Below are 19309 nucleotides of genomic sequence, written 5' to 3' on the forward strand. Positions count from 1 at the left end.
CTTACCTATGGCAGGGCGGATCCGAATCCGGAGCAATTCCAAAAACGGTGGCGGTTGGTTTCTCATTCCATTCTTCACTATTTTTTTGGTAGCTGGGTTAGCGGCTGAATATTTTCTGGCGATTAAGCCGTGGTATGACGTGTCCCGGTCGCAAGCATGGGATGAGGCACCCTGTGTGATTCAATGGACCAACATTACCAGCACGACGTCCAAGGGGAAAAGCTCGTACTCGCCGGAGGTCAGCTATCGTTATTTCGTAGGTGACGAAGAGTACCTAGGCGAAAGGTTTTGGTTCGGTACTGGCAGTTCCAGCAATAGGGTAAATCTGGAAAAAGCTATGCGTCCTTTTAAACCTGGCGGTGAGGCTATCTGTTACGTCAACCCCTCGAATCCTGAAGAAGCGGTCTTGCTCAGGGAAACGGGGCCAGGTGTTTTTATCGGACTTTTTATCGGGGGGATTTTTTCTCTCGTCGGCTTGGGTGGCGTAGTGATGGGGATCGGGATGGTTCGAGCCGAAAGAAAGGCCAAACGACCACCGGTTATTCCTGTACAGGGTGCAGCAACGGACAGTGCTCGGGCTCTACCGGAGCGCTCCTCACTTTTTGGCGATGACACTTATCGAGACGAGAGGGACCGAAGCATTCGATCGATCGCTCCTACTTCAGGAGCTAAGTACACACCCCCAAAGTGCCTGCCGACTGCACGCACAGGTCCCGATGAGCCGTTGGTTTTGGAGCAGACTGTGTCTCGCGGTTTGAAGGCGATTGGCATGGTACTCTTCGCATTATTTTGGAATGGCATCACGGGAACGATTACGTACTTTGCTGTGGCGGATTTCAGTATTATCCCGCTGCTATTCATGTCGATATTTTTGTTGATCGGTGTGTTGATTCTTTTGGCCGCGATTCACAGTGTTCTACAGTTGTTCAATCCTCGAACCGTTGCAGTTTGCAGTCACTCCTATTTGCAACCGGGTTCTGAATTTGAAATTAGCTGGCTTCAAAAAGGGAACCCCAAGAGAATTAGGAAACTTGCCATTACCCTCGAAGGCAAGGAGCTAGTAACCTTTCGACAAGGAACAAAGACACGCACCGAGACTAGTGTCTTCTTTTCTGAGCGAGTCTTGGAAACCACCGATCCCGCAGAGATCGAAAGTGGATTTCGCGATTGTCAGATCCCTGAAAATGCTATGCACACATTTGACGGTGCTAGCAACAAGATTATTTGGACAGTACAAGTCCACGGCGATATTCCGTTCTGGCCCGACATTCTGGACGACTTTACCGTTGTTGTATATCCACCGACAATTCAAGGAGTGCCGGCATGATTCGCATCGAACTTAAATCGGAGAACAATCGCTTTCGCCCGGGTGACGTTCTCGAGGGTGAGGCTGTCTGGGAATTTCCTTCGACTCCGCAAAACATTGCGGTTTCCTTGGAATGGGAAACGGAAGGAAAAGGAGATCCAGACGGAGAGGTATGCGTTGAGCAAGCATGGGCACCGCAGTCTTCTGCTGGCCGAGAACCCTTTCGCTGGACCTTGCCTGCCGGACCGGTCAGCTTGGACGGGCAGTTGATCAAGATTCGCTGGATTCTTCGCATTTGGTCCATCAATCCGTCCTTCGAAGCACAAATGAAGATCACGCTATCGCATTTAACAACCCCGGTTTTGAATCGCCAAGTGGAGAGTTTGAGCATTCCTGTAGCGTTTGTCGCTACGAGTGGTACGACGGGTAGCATTACGAGAAAACGTTAGGCAAATGCGATGGCATCTCAATTGTTTGGAAAACTTGACAGATACTAAGATGAGAGTCAGAATCGAGTTTCACGGTGAGTACTCCTACCGCAAAGCAAATTGATGCCATTTCGTTTTCAGAATCTTCCTACCTTGCCGCTAGTGATTCTCGCGTGTCTCGGCGGGTTGATAGCGGGATATTCGGCGAATGAGTTCCGACGGTCCGCAGATCGCTCCACGAAAGAGCGAGCGGAACCGGTCGATGAGAATAGCGACGATCACGAGCACGTGGAGCATTTCGATGTATCGATTCCCGCTGCAAAGAATCTAGGGTTGATCGTTAGACCGGTTACCTTGGGAGATTACCAAAAGCCACTACTGATTCCGGCCACCGTGATCGAAAAGCCGGGGCAAAGCGGTCTGTCGGTGACCGCTCCTGCTCAAGGAGTTGTGCGGGAGATCTTTCGCTTTCCCGGCCAAGCCCTCAGTCCCGGCGATCGATTGTTTACGATCCAGCTCACTGACGAAGCGTTGGAGAGTGCTCAGTTATCGATTCTGGAAACGCTCACTCGAATTTCTGTTGTTGAGAAAGAGTTAGCCCGGATGGAGCCGCTCACGGAGTCGGGGGCGGTGCTGGGGCGTCGAAAGCTGGAGATGGAGTACGAATTGAAGCAGTTGACCTCCGAACGTTCGGCTCGACTGCAGGAGTTAAGGTTGCGAGGTTTGTCGGCAGCGCAGGTAGATCGTGTTTTGGAAACTCGCGAATTAGTTGGCCAGATCGATGTCTCGTTGGAGGTTCTCTTACCAACGGACGATGGCTTTAGACAAGAGCTAATCTACACCATGGAGCATCTGAACGTCTTTCCTGGGCGTTCCGTTCAGAAAGGGGAAGAGTTGTGTCATGTTGCCAATCACCATGAGTTATTTTTACGTGGCGAAGCTTTTGAGACCGACTTAAAGGCGATTCACGGAGTAGTAGAAAGTCGACGGCCGATCCGATCGGAGTTTGGCGATGTCATGTCATCCAAGCTGCCTCATCATGTTGTTGACGGCCTAGCAGTGACCTACATCGACAATCACGTCGATCCGGCGACACAAACCTTTCCTTTTTATCTAGCGTTGCCGAACCAGGTCGTTTCGGAGACTCGCGATGCGATGGGGAGGGTCTTTCGTTCGTGGAGATTTAAGCCCGGGCAGAGGGCGCATCTGGTCTTGCCGATTGATTCGTGGAGCGAATCGATTGTGATCCCGAGAGACGCCGTCGTTCGGAGCGGGATTGAGCATTACGCCTTTCGATTGATCAATCTAGATGAACTAGAGTCGCCGAATCAAGTTCGAAGTCTTCCCATCGAGGACCTGCAAAATGAACTTGAGAAATTACCCGACTGGGAATTTCAACCTGTCTCGGTTCGTATCCTGTATCAAGATCGCCGAAATGTGGTCATAGATCCATCGGGCGATTTGGCCCCTGGGGACTTTGTTGCCATGAATCAAGCTTATCAGCTATTGTTAGCTTGGAAGATGGAAAGTAGCGGCGGTGGTGGGCATCATCACGACCATTAGCTCTCGAGAGGAAAGAAGGGTTCTTCCGTTCGTTTTGACTTGAAGAGCTGATCCACATGATTTCTGCACTGGTTGAACTATCACTTCGATTTCGCTATCTCGTCATCACGATCTCGTTAGCGTTTTTGACACTGGGGACCTTCGTCGCAAGCCAGTTAACGCTGGATGTCTTGCCAAACCTATCGCGGCCCCGGGTCGTTGTGATCACCGAATGTCCCGGTATGGCCCCCGAAGAGGTGGAACTGCGCGTCACGATTCCACTCGAAAACGCCCTCAATGGTGCGACGGATGTGCTCGATGTAAGGACGACAAGCGATATAGGTTTGTCGGTCATTCAAGTCGAGTTTGATTGGGGACAAGACCTGTATCGAGCGCGACAGATCGTTCAGGAGCGATTAGTATCTGCGCTGGATCGATTGCCCGAACGCGTCCAGCCGCAATTGGCCCCGATGGCTTCGCTGCTTGGGCAGATCATGCTGGTGGGGATGTGGAGTGAGGATGGGACCACGGATCTCATGGAATTGCGGACTCAGGCGGATTGGGTTGTTGGTCAACGGCTCCGATCCATACGCGGTGTGACTCAAGTGATCGCGATGGGTGGTGCACGCAAGCAGTTTCAAATCTTAGTCGATTTTCATAGTATGCATCGCTATGAAGTGACGTTGGCAGATATCGAGCAAGCTTTGCTCAATTCGAATCTCAGTGTCGCCGGAGGATATATTCAAGATGGATCCGAGGAGTTATTGATTCGCGGATTGGGTTTGATTAGCGATGTGGACACGATGAAGAAGATTGTCGTGCGTTCCTCATCGAGGAGACCGGTTCTGCTGGAGCAGGTAGCTGATGTTGTCGAGGGGCCGCAATTCAAGCGTGGGGATTCCTCGGTAAACGGTCGTCCTGCTGTTGTGTTGACCATACAAAAACAGCCCGATGCTGACACGAGAGAGTTGACCGAACAGATACTGGTCGCGCTGGATGAGCTGCGCAGTTCGCTACCTCCTGACGTTGTTTTGCGTCCTACCTACGAGCAACGAGAATTTATAGACCTTGGTGTTGCGAATGTAATTAGTGCGTTACAGAGTGGCTCGGTCTTGGTTGTGATCGTACTCTTCGTTTTTCTGATGAACGTGCGAACAACCTTGATCACGCTATTAGCTATCCCGATGTCTTTGGCGATTACAGCCTTGGTTTTTTGGCGGTGGGGGTTGGGGATCAATGTTATGACCCTCGGCGGGTTAGCAGTTGGGCTAGGGATGCTTGTCGACGATGCCATTGTTGGTGTTGAGAATATCTATCAGAGATTACGATCACGGGCAATGGACAGCACTGCGTCACCTTATGCTATCGTACTACAAGCCACACAGGAGGTTCTGCAAGCTATCGTTGTCAGTACGCTGATTGTGGTTGTCGTGTTTGGGCCCTTGTTTATGCTGTCCGGCATGGAAGGCCGTTTGTTTACCCCTTTGGCAATAGCCTATCTCGTTTCGATAGTGGCATCGACCTTAGTTGCCTTGACATTGACTCCGGCACTTTCTTTAGTTTTGCTTCCTTCGAGTGGTGGCATCAAGAAGATGACTGGTGACGGAATTCTCTTAAAGTATGCCAAGAAGATCGCCGCACCTTGGATTCGTTTTAGCCTTAATCCAGTGGGATTCTTGTGTGTTGCAGTTGTCGGCGTGTTGTCTGTGGTGATCGCCATTCAAACCGTGCAGACCTTGCCACGGGATTTTTTACCTGAATTTGACGAGGGGGCGACGCAGGTCAATCTGTATACAACTCCGGGTACATCATTGGAAACGATGGTTTCGGTCAGTCAGCGAGCAGATGCTCGTTTCAAAGCATTGCAGATGTCACCGGAAAACCCAATGCTTCCGATTGCTGATTTTACCTGCAAGATCGGGCGAGCCGAGATGGATGAGCATATCATGGGAGTCAATGTTGCTGAGTACGTGATCACTCTGAATCCCAATACCAATAAAACGAGACGCGAGGTGATTGATGCGTTGACGGAGGCGGTTGATGATTTTCCTGGGGTCGAGCACGAGATCGAGCAGCCAATTGCACACCTTATTAGCCATATGCTTTCCGGGGTCGCTGCGCAAATTGCGATTAAGATCCATGGTGATGACCTTGAGGTGCTCAAACGCAAGGCGGATGAGATTCGTCGTACTATCGAGACCGTACCAGGAATCGCTGATCCGTTTGTAGAGCAACAGCAATGGGTTCCACAGTTGCGATTCGAGATTGATTACGAGGCTCTTGCTCGCTATGGATTGACGGCGCGTCAATTGACCGACATGATCGAAACGGCCATGCATGGACGAACGGTGACACAGGTTACCGACGGTCAACGGTTCTTTGACGTTGTATTGCGAATGCAGGATGAATACCGTTTGGATATTGATAACTTAGAGCGACTTCATCTCGAGTTAAACGATGGAGCGAGGATTCAGCTCGGTAGCTTGGTTCATATTCAACGGGGAGGTGGGCCTAACACGATCAATCGCGAGAATGCGCGACGCCGTATTGTCGTCCGGGTCAATACAACTGGCGGCGATTTGAGTGGTGTTGTTCAGGAGATTCGGCAACGCATTTCGGAATCGGTCAGCATGCCCGAAGGCTACTATATCACTTATGGTGGGCAGTTTGAGGCACGACAGTCTGCGCAGCGAAACTTGTTCACGTTTTCGATATGCTCCACATTAATAGTGATTGCAATCCTCTACTCAATTTTTCCTGAGGTGCGGGTTGTGTTGCAGGTGCTTGTCGCTGTTCCAGCCGCGTTTGTTGGCGGAGTCATGGCGTTGGCGTGGACGGGGCAATCTTTGTCCGTCGCAGCTCTTGTTGGTTTTGTTTCTCTGGGAGGGATCGCTACACGAAACGGGTTGTTGCTGATTTCCACTTATAGAAACTTAAAAACGAGTTCAGGCATGACTCACGCATTGATTCTGCAAGGTTCGCTCGAGAGGCTCTCACCTGTCCTGATCTCAGCTCTGACAACCGCCCTGGGATTGGTACCGCTGGTTATAGGTGGTACTCAGCCGGGCAAAGAGATCTTATTCCCAGTGGCAACTGTTATTGTTGGCGGTTTGCTGACATCAACATTGTGTGAGCTTTTGGTTCGGCCAGGATTGTACTGGTTTATGCTACCATTCGACGGCAGGCGTTCAGACCATCCTGCCTAGGATTGCTATCTACAATCCCACCAGCCTTCGTAATCGTCATTTTTTAACACGCCCTTAAGGCCAAACGTGCCGTCCCATGGAAATTTGGCTACTAAAACTGTTCGCCAGTAAAGCCTGTCGCCGATAGTTGACGCTGGATGACGCGCAGGCGGCGCGGAGCAATCCAGGTTGATTGGATGACTGAGAAGGATGCAGGGAAGGTCTGCGCTTGTTATGGCGCAGACCCGGGATGCTTCCCAAGTAGCGTAGGTGTGACGCATTTCAACATCACACTGGTCTGCTTGTTATCACCGACCTGCCGAGCATCACGGAGATGTGAGGACGTAGGATACACATTGCTTACGGAGGAGCAAAGAGGAATGGTCAAACAAAGTTTCGAAATAATTACAAGACTCGCCTTTATGACCATGGCGATGCTTGTTTGCACGACTGCTGCGAATGCGCAGTCGGGCTTCCAATCGTGGTGGGAGAGGGATATTTGCCCAGGCACTGGAGCCTTTGGTGGCGACAGTGTGGTTGGTGGACGTTTGTCCTTTAACCAAGATGCCTTCTTCGGCAACTATACACTTGCGAACGCAGGTATTGCAGTTACCGACAAAGTTGACGTCACGTTCTACTCCCTACTCTGGCACACCGATGCGTTCTCCGCAAACGGTGCTAACGCTGGCTTGTGGACGGAATTCGGTGGTGGTTTGAACTTCAAGGGAATGGACGGAGCCTTGAACATCAACCCACAGATGGGTTTTCTTAACGGTTCGCTGCTGTCCGCAGGCAGCGCCGCAGGGGTACCTCCTCGAGCTTTTGAAGGTATCGTGCCCAATATCACAGCAACCTTCAATGGCATTTACACCGAATCAGAATTCTACATGGGTTACTATGTAGGAACTCGAGGCGACAGGGCGAACAACGCCGACTTCTTGCACTGGTGGTACAACACCGGCATCAAGCCTTGGGGTGACTGCGACGACTGGAAGTCCGTGATTTCCACCGGTATCCACTACGAGAACCTTCGTGCGACGCGAGTCGATAACGATTTGTACAAGTGGCTCGGACCTTACATGCAAATCTCGTTGCCAAACAACTTTGCATTGCGATTCACCGGCGGTTGGGACGTTTCCCGAACCCGTGCTGTTGCTGGAAGCAATAACTTCTACAAAGTTAACCTGTCCTACAGCTTCTAAGAAGCCACCGGCAGACGCTAGAATTTAGCTTATCCCATCCGAGTTTTCGCAAATTCGGATGGGATTTTTTTATGCCATCTCTAATCTATTGGGACAACGACGGGGAAGATGGGATTGTCGTCCATCTCGTTCCGTAAGCGTTCGCTTAGTAACTGAACGAAATCTGAATACTTCCAAGCAACGTTCTCCGTCTCGGATTCGTCCTGGCTCAGGTCGTATAGCTCCCATTGGTCTGGGCCACGAAGTGAATTCAGCCTCTGACGTACCAGTTTCCACTGCTCCGATCGAATCGCCACCTGGCCACCGTATTCCGGAAACACCCAAACCATGGGATTCTTACGTTTCCAATTCGGTTGCTCACCGATCAACAAAGGCCAGAAGCTCTCACCATCGATGTCGTAGTCCGAGTGCGGGATTCCAGTCGCCTCCAAAATCGTTGGAAACCAATCGGCAAAGTAAGTTGGCTGATCGGATACGATGGAGGCTTGGATTCGACCGGGCAGGCTTGCGATCATCGGTACTCGGATCCCTCCCTCATAGACGCTTCCTTTGAACCCCCTCAGGTGCCGCGTGCTTTGAAAAAAAGTCATATCGGTGCCACCCACGTTTAGTCGCGAGTTGACGGTTCCTGCATGAGTCGCTCCATTGTCACTCGTAAAGATGACGAGTGTCCGATCGCGAAGGTTCAGTTCCTCCAAGGTATCCAGAATTCGACCGACATATCGATCTATGTCTGTAACGAGCGCTGCATAAGCCGCACGTGGTCTGGTTGTTGGTACGTAACCGTTTTCGCCACGATAAACGTCGGGGTCCCACTCGCGGGGGAAATCATCCAACCGACTCAAGGGCGGATGCAACGCTACATGTGGCTCGATCAGCGGCAGGTAAAGAAAAAATGGTTGATCAGCTGAGTCACGCAAAAACGCAATGGCTTCCTCCATGATGCGGTAAGGTGCATAGTTCTCTCCCACCCATTCTTCCGGTCGAATATCTCCAGAGAGTTGTTTGCCGTGTCCAGGAATGGGACTCGAATTAAGCGGAATCCTAATGGAATTATTCCATAAGTAGGCAGGATAGTAACTGTGCGCAACCGCTTGACAATTGTATCCGAAGAATTCGTCAAAACCCTGTCGATCAGGCGCACCGCTACTCCTGACGGGACCTAAACCCCACTTGCCAAACGCACCGGTCTTGTAACCCTGCTGCTGCAAGACCCTCGCAAACGTGATTGCTTTTTCAGAAAGCGGGACCTGTCCCTCCTCAAAGCTTGGGTCGATTGCAGATGCTTGTTTGTTACCTCTAATTTCAGCATGTCCTAAATGGCGACCGGTCATGAGCACGCAGCGAGCCGGGGCACATACCGGAGCCCCGCTGTAATGCTGAGTGAAACGCATGCCTGAGGCTGCAAGCCTGTCTAGGTTGGGGGTCTCAAACTGAAACTGCCCAAAGCAACCGATGTCTCCCCATCCCAAATCGTCTGCCAGAATGAACACCACATTCAGCGGCCCCGCATTCTCTGAGGTTTCCCGCTCGGCATGATTGCCCTTGGCTATATGCAATCCACACAATACGCAAAATAGGGAGAAAACATACGGTATATTGCGATTCAACGAGGTGTCTCCAGTTACGCGCAAGCGGTCAAATCACGGCCGAATTATCGTACCACACCGAGCGCTTTCTGTCGTCGCCGGACTCTTTGGGGACGTTCGCTCGATACCAACAGCTTTTCCACAACACGGCCCCAGGCACACTTCGGTGCAGCAAAATTTTTGTGAATCCGGAACGATCGATCTTTACCGTATCTTCATCACTCTGTTCGAAACAAAATCCCAAAACCTGTGCCACCTGAATTTGACGGAAATGCTAGCAGTCATAGAATCACCCCCTGAAATGACAGCAAAGGGCGGCGAATTTGCAAGATTGACTCAAGTCTTGCAAAATTGCCACTGGGGAACGATTCCTGCCCTTAAGTCAAATCTCCGGCAGGATGGTTCCTGTACGGATGGAAACCTTTCGAAACGCACGATGGCGTTTCGCTTGGCCTCGCATGGTACAGGAGTAGGCGATGACGGCAGCCCCACAATTAGCAGGCATAACTCAGGATACCCCCCAAAAGGTGGAGTCCTTGGTTCGGCAAAAGTTGGGCTCCCAAAGAATGGATGTTTGGTTCGGGCCTGATGCGAAGTGGAGCCTTTTCGATCATAATGTGATCATCGAGGTGGGGAGCCCGTTCCTGGTCGATTGCGTGACGCGGATGTTTCGAACAGAGTTGCAGCAATCGATCGAAGAGGTCGCCGGAGACGGGTTCGGATACCGAGTTCAGGTTCGGCAATCGCTTACCGAAACGGACTCGCGAACTACTCCGCCTCAGAGCAAAATCAATTCGATCGTTTCATCTCCTGCTAGTAAAAAGGCACTCGTGTCCACAGTTGCTGCTCCCATCCTGGAAGAGACCTCGCCGGCTTCGTCGAGACCTGCCCTGCGATTGCATCGCAGCGATGCCGGACAGGTCGAACGCACGTCCCCGGTGGTAGTACCGCTTCCGTCACAATCGAAGCCTGAGGACAACAGTTTGGAGCGACTCGCTCAGTTGCGGCGTGAGAACGAGCGTCGTTGGGAGGAGTTTATTCCAGGCGAGCATAATCGCTTGGTCTACACCGCCGCAAACATGGTTCTGGAAAAACCGGGACAGATTAGTCCGCTCCTGATTTTTGGCCCGCACGGTTGTGGCAAATCGCATTTGGCGATTGGCCTCGCTCACAGGCTCAAGATGCAACACCGCATGCGTCGCGTTCTCATTTTGACCGGCGAGCAATTCACGATCGAGTTTACGGAAAGCGCGCGAGGGGGAGGCTTCGCTAGTTTCCGACGCAAGTATCGAGATGTCGATGTTCTCGTGATCGATGATTTGCAATTTTGCCTGGGCAAGAATGCGACTTTAGCCGAGCTACGCAACACCATCGATATGCTTTTGCGAGACAAAAAACAGGTGATCCTAGTTGCAGATCGTAGCTTGAACGAATTGACTGGACTTTCATCAGACCTTCATGCACGGTTGTCAGGTGGCATGGCCTGTGGCATGGAACCGCTGGACGTAGAGACACGAACAAAGCTGCTGGGCAAGCTTTGCGAGAAGCACCAAGTTGCGATCGCACCTGCGACCGCTCGTCAGCTCGCCTCTCAAGCATCAGGGGATGCACGAATCTTGCAGGGTGTCGTACACCGTTTGGTTGTCGAGCAAAGAATTCAGGGGCAGCCTCTTCAAGAAGATCAAGCGATCCGGGCGACGCTGGATCTCGTTAGAGCGAGCCAACCGGTGGTGCGACTGAAGGATATAGAACGGGTCGTTTCCGATGTATTTGGACTCGAAGAAAACATTCTCAAGGCCAAAACCAAATGTCAGAGCGTCAGTCAGCCTCGCATGCTCGCGATGTTTCTTGCTCGAAAGTACACCCGATCAGCCCTTTCGGAGATCGGAGAGTATTTCGGTAAAAGACAGCATTCCACCGTTATATCCGCACAGAAAAAAGTAGACTGCTGGCTGAGCGAAGACGAAATCATTCAATGTGGGCGTGGCAAGCTGACTGTGAAGGAAATCTTGAAGACTCTTGAAGCGTCGCTTCGAGTCAGCTGAGGGCTCAAGAAAACAGTCGATATCGGACTATGCACCACAACGTGTTGATCAAGTCTTTGACACCGATCTTCTTGCCTTCGTCCCACGAGCGTGGCTTGTAGCCGATGGGAACCTCGTGGATCAGTACCTTCTTACGTGCTAGCTTTGCCGTTATCTCCGGCTCGAAACCAAATCGGTTTTGTTCAATACGAATGCTTTGGATCAACTCTCGTCTGAAAGCCTTGTAGCAGGTTTCCATGTCCGTTAATTTTTGGCCTGTGGCTAGGTTGCTCAGTCCGGTCAGAACCCTGTTGCCAAAGCGATGCAGCGCGGAACCATCCTGCTTGGGATTCGTTAAATATCGAGAGCCATACACCACGTCCGATTCACCTCGAACGATCGGTTCAATCACTTTCAGGATATCGGTCGGTTCATACTCAAGATCGGCATCTTGAACGATGACGATTTCACCGATCGCTCGTTGTATTCCACTTTGAATTGCAGCTCCCTTGCCGGAGTTGACTTCGTGTAGGCAGACATCCACTCCAGGCAGTTCATGCAATCGCTCGATGTACTGTCGCGTTCCGTCCGTACTTCCGTCGTCCACAACGATAATTTGTTTGCTGACAGGTAAAGATCGAATGGAATTGACGACGGTATCGATCGTACCCATTTCGTTGAATGCCGGAATGATGATGGAAACGGTTGGTACATCATTGCCGAGATAAGCGTCCACCAGTCGCCCCGCTTCATTGATTCTCCCAAATGCCGAATCCGCAATTCCGCTAATCTCGGTCGTGTGTGTGGGATTAGTAGCCTGCTCGGGCGATCCGAGGAATTCGAGATCGGTTTTGCAGCTTGGGCTAAACTGCTCTGTTGTCTCGCGAGAAATTTTTGACACTGCGAATTCCGTAGGGTTAGGGAGCAATGAAGGGGAAGAGTTCGTTGTGAAGCCCGTCCCATGTTTGTGGTCGACTCGTTGAACCGAATGAGAAAAGCTAAAGTAAACGCGAATCTTGGTGATTTGCCGTAGAGCGTCGTCTTGTAACGAAGTTGCAAATTCTCAAGACTTGCAACTTCCCTGTTAAAGCTATCCCCCCCAGATGGGCGATAGAGATGGAGAGCACGGCATCATCCTTCTCTCTATGCCAGTGCAGGCGTTCCAGGTCCCCTTTTGATCCTGGCTCTTCTCACGCAGATGACGTAAAGCAACGAAAAAACCCCTGTGACCTTCATCGAACCGAAAGCGCTGCCCCCAGCATTTTGGATCCGACTGCCCCGAAGGTTTCACAGGGGTCTGCTTGTTATTTCGGAACATAGATCTCAGTGAGACCAGTTTGAAACGCGAAAAACAGGTGCGGTTTTCCACATGGCGACGCCAAAGGTTGACACAAAATCAAAGGCGAGTTGAATTTTTCGCAAACCAGCCAGAATATTAGCGGCGTATTCGTTAAGAATAAAAAAGTCGTTCGCAACCTCATGCTAGCTACGCAGTTTGATTCGCTTGCCCGTTTTCGCTGACTTGTAGATGGCTGTGATAAGCTCGACGCTTCGACGTCCCTCGTGGCCGTCAATCAAGTTCGGAGTCCCCTTCTTGATGGATCGCTGGAAATCCTCAAACAGAGACTGGTGAGCTTTGTGGCCAATGGCAGCAGGATCAAAAGCACCTCCGCCCGTCACGTTGTTAAGCATTTCCTCTTTGATCTTTGCGTCTGACTTCAGCTCTTTAAGAAAATCCCATTTGATGAGCGCTTCTTCTTCCAATGTTGCATAGCCGGTCGAGCCGCAAATATCGATTCGCTTCAGGGTGCCCGGATAGGCGGCCGTCGTTGCCTCGATGCTGCCTATTGCACCCGATGCAAACTCGAGAACCGCAGCCGCTGCGTCTTCGACCTCAATTCTTTCATGCGCTATCAACGCCGTTGTGGCTGAAAGTGCTTTCACATCCCCCATTAACCAAAGCAGCAAGTCGACACTGTGGATGGCTTGGTTCATCAGTGCCCCTCCACCATCGAGCTTCCATGTCCCTCTCCATGCACCGCTGTCGTAGTATTGTTGTGTGCGATACCACTTCACGTAGGCCGATGCCATAGAAATCGCGCCAAAACGTCCGGCCTCAATCGCCTTCTTGAGCAGAATGGCCGAGCGATGGTATCTCGAGGGAAAAATGGTCCCGAGCCGAACACCTTCTTTGTCGCAGACCTCGATGAGTTTATCACACCGAGCGACAGTCACCTCGAGCGGCTTTTCCACCAATACGTGCTTACCCGCCCGAGCTGCCGCGATGGCAGGTTCCAGGTGGGCGCCGCTCGGAGTGCAGATCGTAACGATCTCAACCTTGGGGTCGGCCAGCATTTTGCCCAGATCCGAATAAGCTTGGCCACCGAATTCACCGGCAAACGCGGCACCTTTGGCTGGATCGCGGCTGTAGCAAGCAGCAAGCCGTTCTCCCTTCATATCCTGGATTGCCCTGGCATGAAATTTGGCAATCATCCCGCACCCGATAATCCCCCATCCCGACATGTAACCTCTCCCAAGAATTGTGGTTCAAACGTGACTCTGCATCTTAGTCGTACCAGACAATTGCGATCGTGTCATGTGGGCCTCAAACCTAGCCCCGAGAAACCAATAACGGAATTTTGGAAAATCTTCAGTGGATGTGGAGCAGATCACGTCGGTACCTTTCTTATGACGCCTCTCCCACTACGAAATTTAGGATAAAAAATCATGAAGAAGCGACTTGCATTGCTCACTTTGGCTGCCGCTGTGGTAGCCCCGATCACTTTCGCCCTCGATGTGTCCGCGCAAGACGATGGTGACAGAAGAAATCCTCGACGAGGCGAAGGAGCACGCGGCCAGGGAGGAGCCGGAGGGCAACGTGGCGGCGGCGAAGGTCGCGAAGGCCAACAACGTGGCGGCCCAGGACGAGATGCCTCCGGACAGGGTGGCCCCGGTAGGGGTGGTCCTGGACAGGGTGGCCCTGGACAGGGTGGGCCTGGCTTCGGAGGCTTTGGTCCCGGCGGTTTCGATGGCAGCATGATGTTTGGACAGTTGATGAAGGCTCTTCCATTGATGAAGGCTCTCGATGCGGACGGCGATGGCGAGCTATCTGCTGTGGAAATTGAAAATGCATCCAAGGTCTTGCTCTCACTTGACACCAACGGCGACGGAAAGCTTTCTGTCGATGAATTGCGGCCCAACCCCGCAGACATGAGACCTGGACTTCTCGGAGGCATGGGCCGTGGCGGCGAAGGGGGCGAGGGACGCGGTATGGGAGCTGATATGCTTGCTCGCATGTTCGAGCAACGCGATACGAACAGCGATGGATTTCTCAGCGGCGACGAAATTCCCGAACGCATGCAAGGTATCATGGCTCGAATCGACAAGGATGGCGACGGGAAGATCAGCAAAGACGAGCTTCAGCAGATCCCGCCAGGAATGATGGAGCGACTAAGAGAAGGATTCGGTGCTGGGGCTGGCGGTCGTCGCGGTGGCGGCGGTGGAGAAGGGGATGGCCCAATCCGACCTCGTCGCCCCAACCAATGATTGATCGACCGACTAATCTAGAACAATAGGGCTGCTCGCATCGAATCGCGAGCAGTCCTTTCATCGTTGTATTCAAGACCACATTTTCCTTTGCGATCGAGCAACATTTATGGTCCGCCGTCTTCTACTATTGCTAACCGTCCTTTTATTGGTCACCTCCCTCGGTGCTGCACAGGAAGAGTCACGACCTAGCCCGGAGCAAATCCAATTCTTTGAATCGAAAATTCGACCGGTTCTAGTAGAGCACTGCTACAAATGCCACTCCACAGAGAGTGGTACTGTTCGTGGCGGACTCGGAGTCGATCATCGCGAAGCTCTTTTCAGCGGTGGAGCATCAGGTCCTGCTGTAGTGCCCGGTAATCTGGACGAAAGCGTTTTATGGAACGCCATTAATTACGCTGATTATCAGATGCCCCCCAATCGAAAGCTTCCGACTGCGGTTCTAGCGGACTTCAAAAAATGGATCGAGATGGGAGCTCCCGATCCTCGTGTTAACGAGGGAGTCGTGGTTCATTCCAAGGTGACGTATGAAATCATCGAGGAGGGAAGAGAGCATTGGTCATTTCAACCGCCTATGAGAGTGGCTGTCGACGCGGGCCCCTTTGACGATTGGACCCGAACCGATCTTGATCAATACGTAGCGTCAACTTGGGATGCAGCGGGGCTAACTCCTGCAACGGATACGACACCCTCGGAACTAGTCCGTCGGCTGTTCAACGATCTAATTGGTCTCCCCCCCACTATATCGGAACGGAATCAATTTCTGGCTGCTTATGAGAAGAACGCAGAGCAAGCAATCGCGAAGCTGGCTGATGATTTGCTACAGCGCCCGCAGTTTGGTGAACGCTGGGGCCGGCATTGGCTCGACGTCGCTCGCTACGCGGAGAGCACAGGTCAAGAAAGTGACATGACTTTCCCACAGGCATGGCGATACAGAGATTTTGTGATTGATTCTTTTCAGCAAGATAAGCCGTATGACTTATTTGTACGCCAGCAAATCGCGGGGGACTTGTTAAAGGTGAACTCGGACGAGGAGTGGGCGGAAAACCTGATCGCTACCGGGTTTCTTGCCATCGGTCCCAAAGCACTCATGGAGCAAAACCCTCGGCAGTTCCAAGCTGACTTGGTCGATGAACAAATCGATGTCACCACGCGGGTCATCCTCGGGCTTTCTGTATCTTGCGCTCGATGCCACGATCATAAATTCGACGCGATCGCGCAAGAAGACTACTATGCCATGGCGGGAATCTTCTCAAGTACGGAAACTTGCTACGGAGGTACTCGGACGCAGAGAAATCGACAACCCAGCCGACTGATTCAGTTGCCTATCGAAGACCAAGATAAACGTGTCGCCTGGATCGCTCCGTCAGACCGAACGAAACTAAAAGAGGAACTCAAGACACTTGAAACCCTATACGCAGAAGCCCTCCGAGCCCGTCGCATCGAGTCGAACCAAGGCCGCACGCTACTCAACGTTGGGCTATTGGATCAGCTCATGGGGCAAACCAAGGGGATTCTTAGTCGATTCGATGAACAGGGAAAACCCTATACCCTCTGCATGGGTGTCCAGGATCGTTCCAACGTTCGCAACGCCAGGTTGTTAGTTCGCGGCGAAATCAATCAACCAGCCCAAGAGGTGCAACGCGGTATCGTACGTGTCTTAAGTGATCGAGAGATAAAGATACCCGCGAACAGTTCGGGACGGCTCGAACTGGCGGCATGGCTAACGTCGACCGACAATCCGTTGACAGCCCGAGTGATGGTGAATCGAATCTGGTTGCACATGATAGGCAAAGCTATCGTGCGAGAGACCGACAACTTCGGCGTGTCGGGCCCCCGGCCAACCCATCCTGAGTTGCTCGATTATTTGGCGGTGGAGTTCATGGAGAGCGGGTGGTCGGTGAAGCATGTTGTCAAGCTGATCGCAACCTCTAGAGCTTACCGATTATCCAGTCGGTTTGATGCCCCACAGTTCGAGCTAGATCCTGAGAATCTGTACGTTGCTCGGGGTAACAGCCGAAAGCTGGACGCAGAAGGTATGCGAGATGCGATTCTCGCCGTGAGCGGTCAGATCGACCTTAAGCGTCCGGCCAAGAGTCCCATCGCTAGAATGGGCGAAGTAACGATCGGTCCAAACGGACCTGCCACAGTTCCACCCGGTATCTTTACCACGCTTGTTGGGCAAGGGAACGATTTCTCGGCATTGCAAAAACTCTCAGGGGGCTTGCGAGGAAACTCGCAGGTTCCTAATGCTCCCAGCTATTTTCGTTCCGTTTACTTGCCCATCGCAAGAAACTCGCCACCGAGAGCCTTGGACGTGTTTGACTTCGCTGAACCATCTTTAGTGGTAGGGGAACGAGAAACCTCCAATACTCCCGACCAAGCTCTATTCATGCTGAACAGTACATTTGTTTTGGAACAAAGTGATGCACTGGCGCGTAGTCTCATCAAGAAGGTTAGCAATCGGCGGGGGCAAGCGAACGCTGCATTTCAACAAATCCTGGGGCGCGATCCCACCGATTCGGAACGCCGGGCGCTAGAGAGCTTCTTCCGCAATGCGGAGAAGTCGAATACGAGTAGAAACAAGGATCAAGCAGCCATTCAAATGCTTAGTCAGCTTTGCCAATCACTCATGTGCTCTGCCGAATTTCGTATTGTCGATTAGTTCGATCCTCAAGATCAGTTATCCATTTAAATCCCTGGGCAAAACATTATGTTCCCATCATCCTTCATTAGTCGACGAGAAGTATTGCAGTCAGCATCGGCCGGGTTTGGATACTTGGCTTTCTCAGGCCTGAGTACAATGTGGGCGCAGGAGGCGGCCAAGAACGATAAGAGCGAACCCATTGGAAGCAACCCGCTAGCTCCGAAAGCACCGCATTTCCAGGCCAAGGCCAAGCGAGTGATCTTTCTTTGTATGCAGGGGGGGCCATCGCACGTCGATACTTTTGACTATCGACCGCAGTTGAAGAAGGACGAGGGCAAAAAGATTGGTGGGCGTGGAACATTGCTGGCCTCACCGTGGCAGTTCCAACAGTCGGGTAAGAGCGGGCTTTGGATCTCCGAGCTTCTGCCTGAGATTCAGAAGCAAGCTGACGAATTGTGTTTGATCCGATCGATGCATTGCGATCAACCGGTTCATGCCCGCGCTATGACGCAAATGCATACAGGTACAGCGCAATTCGTGCGGCCATCTCTAGGTGCTTGGACGCTGTACGGATTAGGGACCGAGAACAGCAGTATGCCCGGGTTCATAGCGTTGAATCCACCGGCTGCCTCGTCGCAGTTGTATGGAAGTTCATTCTTGCCAGCGGTCTATTCCGGGACCAAGATCGACAGGCCGCGTGGTCGATTGGTGAATGCAGGTCGAGGCACAAATACCTCAGCATTGCCAGATATTAAGAATCCCAAGTGGTCAGCTCAACAACAGCGAAATCAGATCGACCTTATTCAAAAGCTTAATCGCGAAAAATTGGAGCGAGATATATATCAGCCTGAGGTTGAGGGAGTTATTGAGTCGTATGAGCTCGCGTTTCGGATGCAAAGCGTTGTGCCGGAATTGATGGATCTCGCGAGTGAATCGAGCAAGACAATGGCCATGTATGGTATCGATCAAAACGGTACGAATGATTTTGGCCGTCAATGCTTGATGGCGAGACGGTTTATCGAAGCCGGGGTTCGTTTCGTGGAAATAACGCATGGAAACTGGGATCATCACTTCAGGTTATCGACTCAGTTACCGCAGAAATGCCGCGAGATCGATAAGCCGATCGCTGGGTTGCTGGAGGATTTAAAGCAGCGAGGCTTGTTGGATGAAACCTTGGTCGTTTGGGGAGGTGAATTCGGACGGACTCCCTATGCCCAGAATGGTGATGGAAGAGATCACAATAACAAGGGGTATACAACTTGGATGGCAGGTGGTGGAGTCAAGGGTGGGTTTAGTTACGGAGCGACAGACGACCATGGATCGGCAGCAGTGGAAGACAAGTGCCACATTCATGATTGGCATGCCACGATTTTATCATTGCTAGGATTAGATCATGAACAATTGACATATCGATATGCTGGAAGAAACTTTCGTTTGACGGATGTACATGGAGAGGTAATTGATAGGATTCGAGCGTAGTCATTATGAGCCGTGCCGTTTCGTCACACGTTGCCCAAGTTAAGTGCGTCTTCTTGATAAGTGGTATATTTTGCATCGCCCGCTGAGTAAAAATGGAACGTACCTCTCGAATTTATCGTTGTTCCAATCGCTGCAAAAAGAGCATGTAAAATCAATTAAGTTTCGCGTCATTTCGACCTAGCCCCTACAGCCGGAATGTCAATACCCGTGCCTGGGATTTTTGCACGAAATTGCGTACCCATGGCTTCTTCCTTTAATCATTGTGCTAGGTTTGCGTCTACTACATGCCCTGTCCTATTGTCTTTTCACTAATCCCAATTAAAAAAATCATGCAATTAACATTACCTTGGAGCTCGAAGGT

Annotated in this window: 12 protein-coding genes; 9 read left to right on the forward strand and 3 right to left on the reverse strand. The window is 51.6% G+C overall.

All coding sequences use genetic code 11. The features are described from left to right. Window positions 1–7: 7 nt before the first annotated feature. The 5 genes from SH449x_RS25170 (at window position 8) to SH449x_RS25190 (ending at window position 7663) form a co-directional block, all read left to right on the forward strand. Window positions 8–1327: a DUF3592 domain-containing protein gene (locus SH449x_RS25170; RefSeq protein WP_482378835.1), complete on the forward strand. Its 1320-nt coding sequence runs from the start codon at window positions 8–10 to the stop codon at window positions 1325–1327. Next, entirely contained in the window at window positions 1324–1755 is a 432-nt protein-coding gene (locus SH449x_RS25175) for a hypothetical protein (RefSeq protein ID WP_482378836.1), read from the forward strand. Before SH449x_RS25170 ends, SH449x_RS25175 begins: the two co-directional genes overlap by 4 nt. A gap of 102 nt (window positions 1756–1857) precedes the next feature. Next, complete coding sequence (locus tag SH449x_RS25180; protein ID WP_482378837.1) at window positions 1858–3297, forward strand: efflux RND transporter periplasmic adaptor subunit; 1440 nt, start codon at window positions 1858–1860, stop codon at window positions 3295–3297. Window positions 3298–3353: 56 nt separating this feature from the next. After that, the gene (locus SH449x_RS25185) at window positions 3354–6482 is read left to right on the forward strand and encodes an efflux RND transporter permease subunit (RefSeq protein ID WP_482378838.1); all 3129 of its coding nucleotides are present in this window, start codon (window positions 3354–3356) and stop codon (window positions 6480–6482) included. A gap of 359 nt (window positions 6483–6841) precedes the next feature. Beyond that, complete coding sequence (locus tag SH449x_RS25190; RefSeq protein ID WP_482378839.1) at window positions 6842–7663, forward strand: DUF6733 family protein; 822 nt, start codon at window positions 6842–6844, stop codon at window positions 7661–7663. An 80-nt stretch (window positions 7664–7743) separates the two neighbouring features. On the opposite strand, the gene SH449x_RS25195 is transcribed toward SH449x_RS25190, so the two are convergent. Further along, the gene (locus tag SH449x_RS25195) at window positions 7744–9273 is read right to left on the reverse strand and encodes an arylsulfatase (RefSeq protein ID WP_482378840.1); all 1530 of its coding nucleotides are present in this window, start codon (window positions 9271–9273) and stop codon (window positions 7744–7746) included. 455 nt (window positions 9274–9728) lie between these two features. Between SH449x_RS25195 and SH449x_RS25200 the strand changes: the two genes are divergently transcribed. Beyond that, window positions 9729–11297 carry a DnaA/Hda family protein gene (locus SH449x_RS25200; protein WP_482378841.1) on the forward strand — a complete coding sequence of 523 codons (1569 nt, stop codon included), beginning with the start codon at window positions 9729–9731 and terminating at the stop codon, window positions 11295–11297. Window positions 11298–11301: 4 nt separating this feature from the next. Here SH449x_RS25200 and SH449x_RS25205 read toward each other — a convergent pair whose 3' ends face one another. Both SH449x_RS25205 and SH449x_RS25210 read right to left on the reverse strand, forming a co-directional pair. Then, window positions 11302–12177 carry a glycosyltransferase family 2 protein gene (locus SH449x_RS25205; protein WP_482378842.1) on the reverse strand — a complete coding sequence of 292 codons (876 nt, stop codon included), beginning with the start codon at window positions 12175–12177 and terminating at the stop codon, window positions 11302–11304. A gap of 581 nt (window positions 12178–12758) precedes the next feature. Then, window positions 12759–13799: a Gfo/Idh/MocA family protein gene (locus tag SH449x_RS25210; protein ID WP_482378843.1), complete on the reverse strand. Its 1041-nt coding sequence runs from the start codon at window positions 13797–13799 to the stop codon at window positions 12759–12761. Between the two features lie 204 nt (window positions 13800–14003). On the opposite strand from SH449x_RS25210, the gene SH449x_RS25215 reads away from it, so the two are divergent. The 3 genes from SH449x_RS25215 to SH449x_RS25225 all read left to right on the forward strand — a co-directional run bounded on the left by SH449x_RS25215 (window position 14004) and on the right by SH449x_RS25225 (window position 18948). Continuing rightward, window positions 14004–14822, forward strand: a complete 819-nt coding sequence (locus tag SH449x_RS25215) for an EF-hand domain-containing protein (protein WP_482378844.1) — start codon at window positions 14004–14006, stop codon at window positions 14820–14822. 109 nt (window positions 14823–14931) lie between these two features. Next, complete coding sequence (locus SH449x_RS25220; RefSeq protein ID WP_482378845.1) at window positions 14932–17487, forward strand: PSD1 and planctomycete cytochrome C domain-containing protein; 2556 nt, start codon at window positions 14932–14934, stop codon at window positions 17485–17487. A gap of 48 nt (window positions 17488–17535) precedes the next feature. Beyond that, on the forward strand, window positions 17536–18948 hold the full coding sequence (locus tag SH449x_RS25225; protein ID WP_482378846.1) for a DUF1501 domain-containing protein: 1413 nt from the start codon (window positions 17536–17538) through the stop codon (window positions 18946–18948). Window positions 18949–19309: the final 361 nt, after the last annotated feature.

Source organism: Brakhagea baltica (assembly GCF_052161605.1).
In the GTDB taxonomy this organism is placed as follows: domain Bacteria; phylum Planctomycetota; class Planctomycetia; order Pirellulales; family Pirellulaceae; genus JBKCUI01.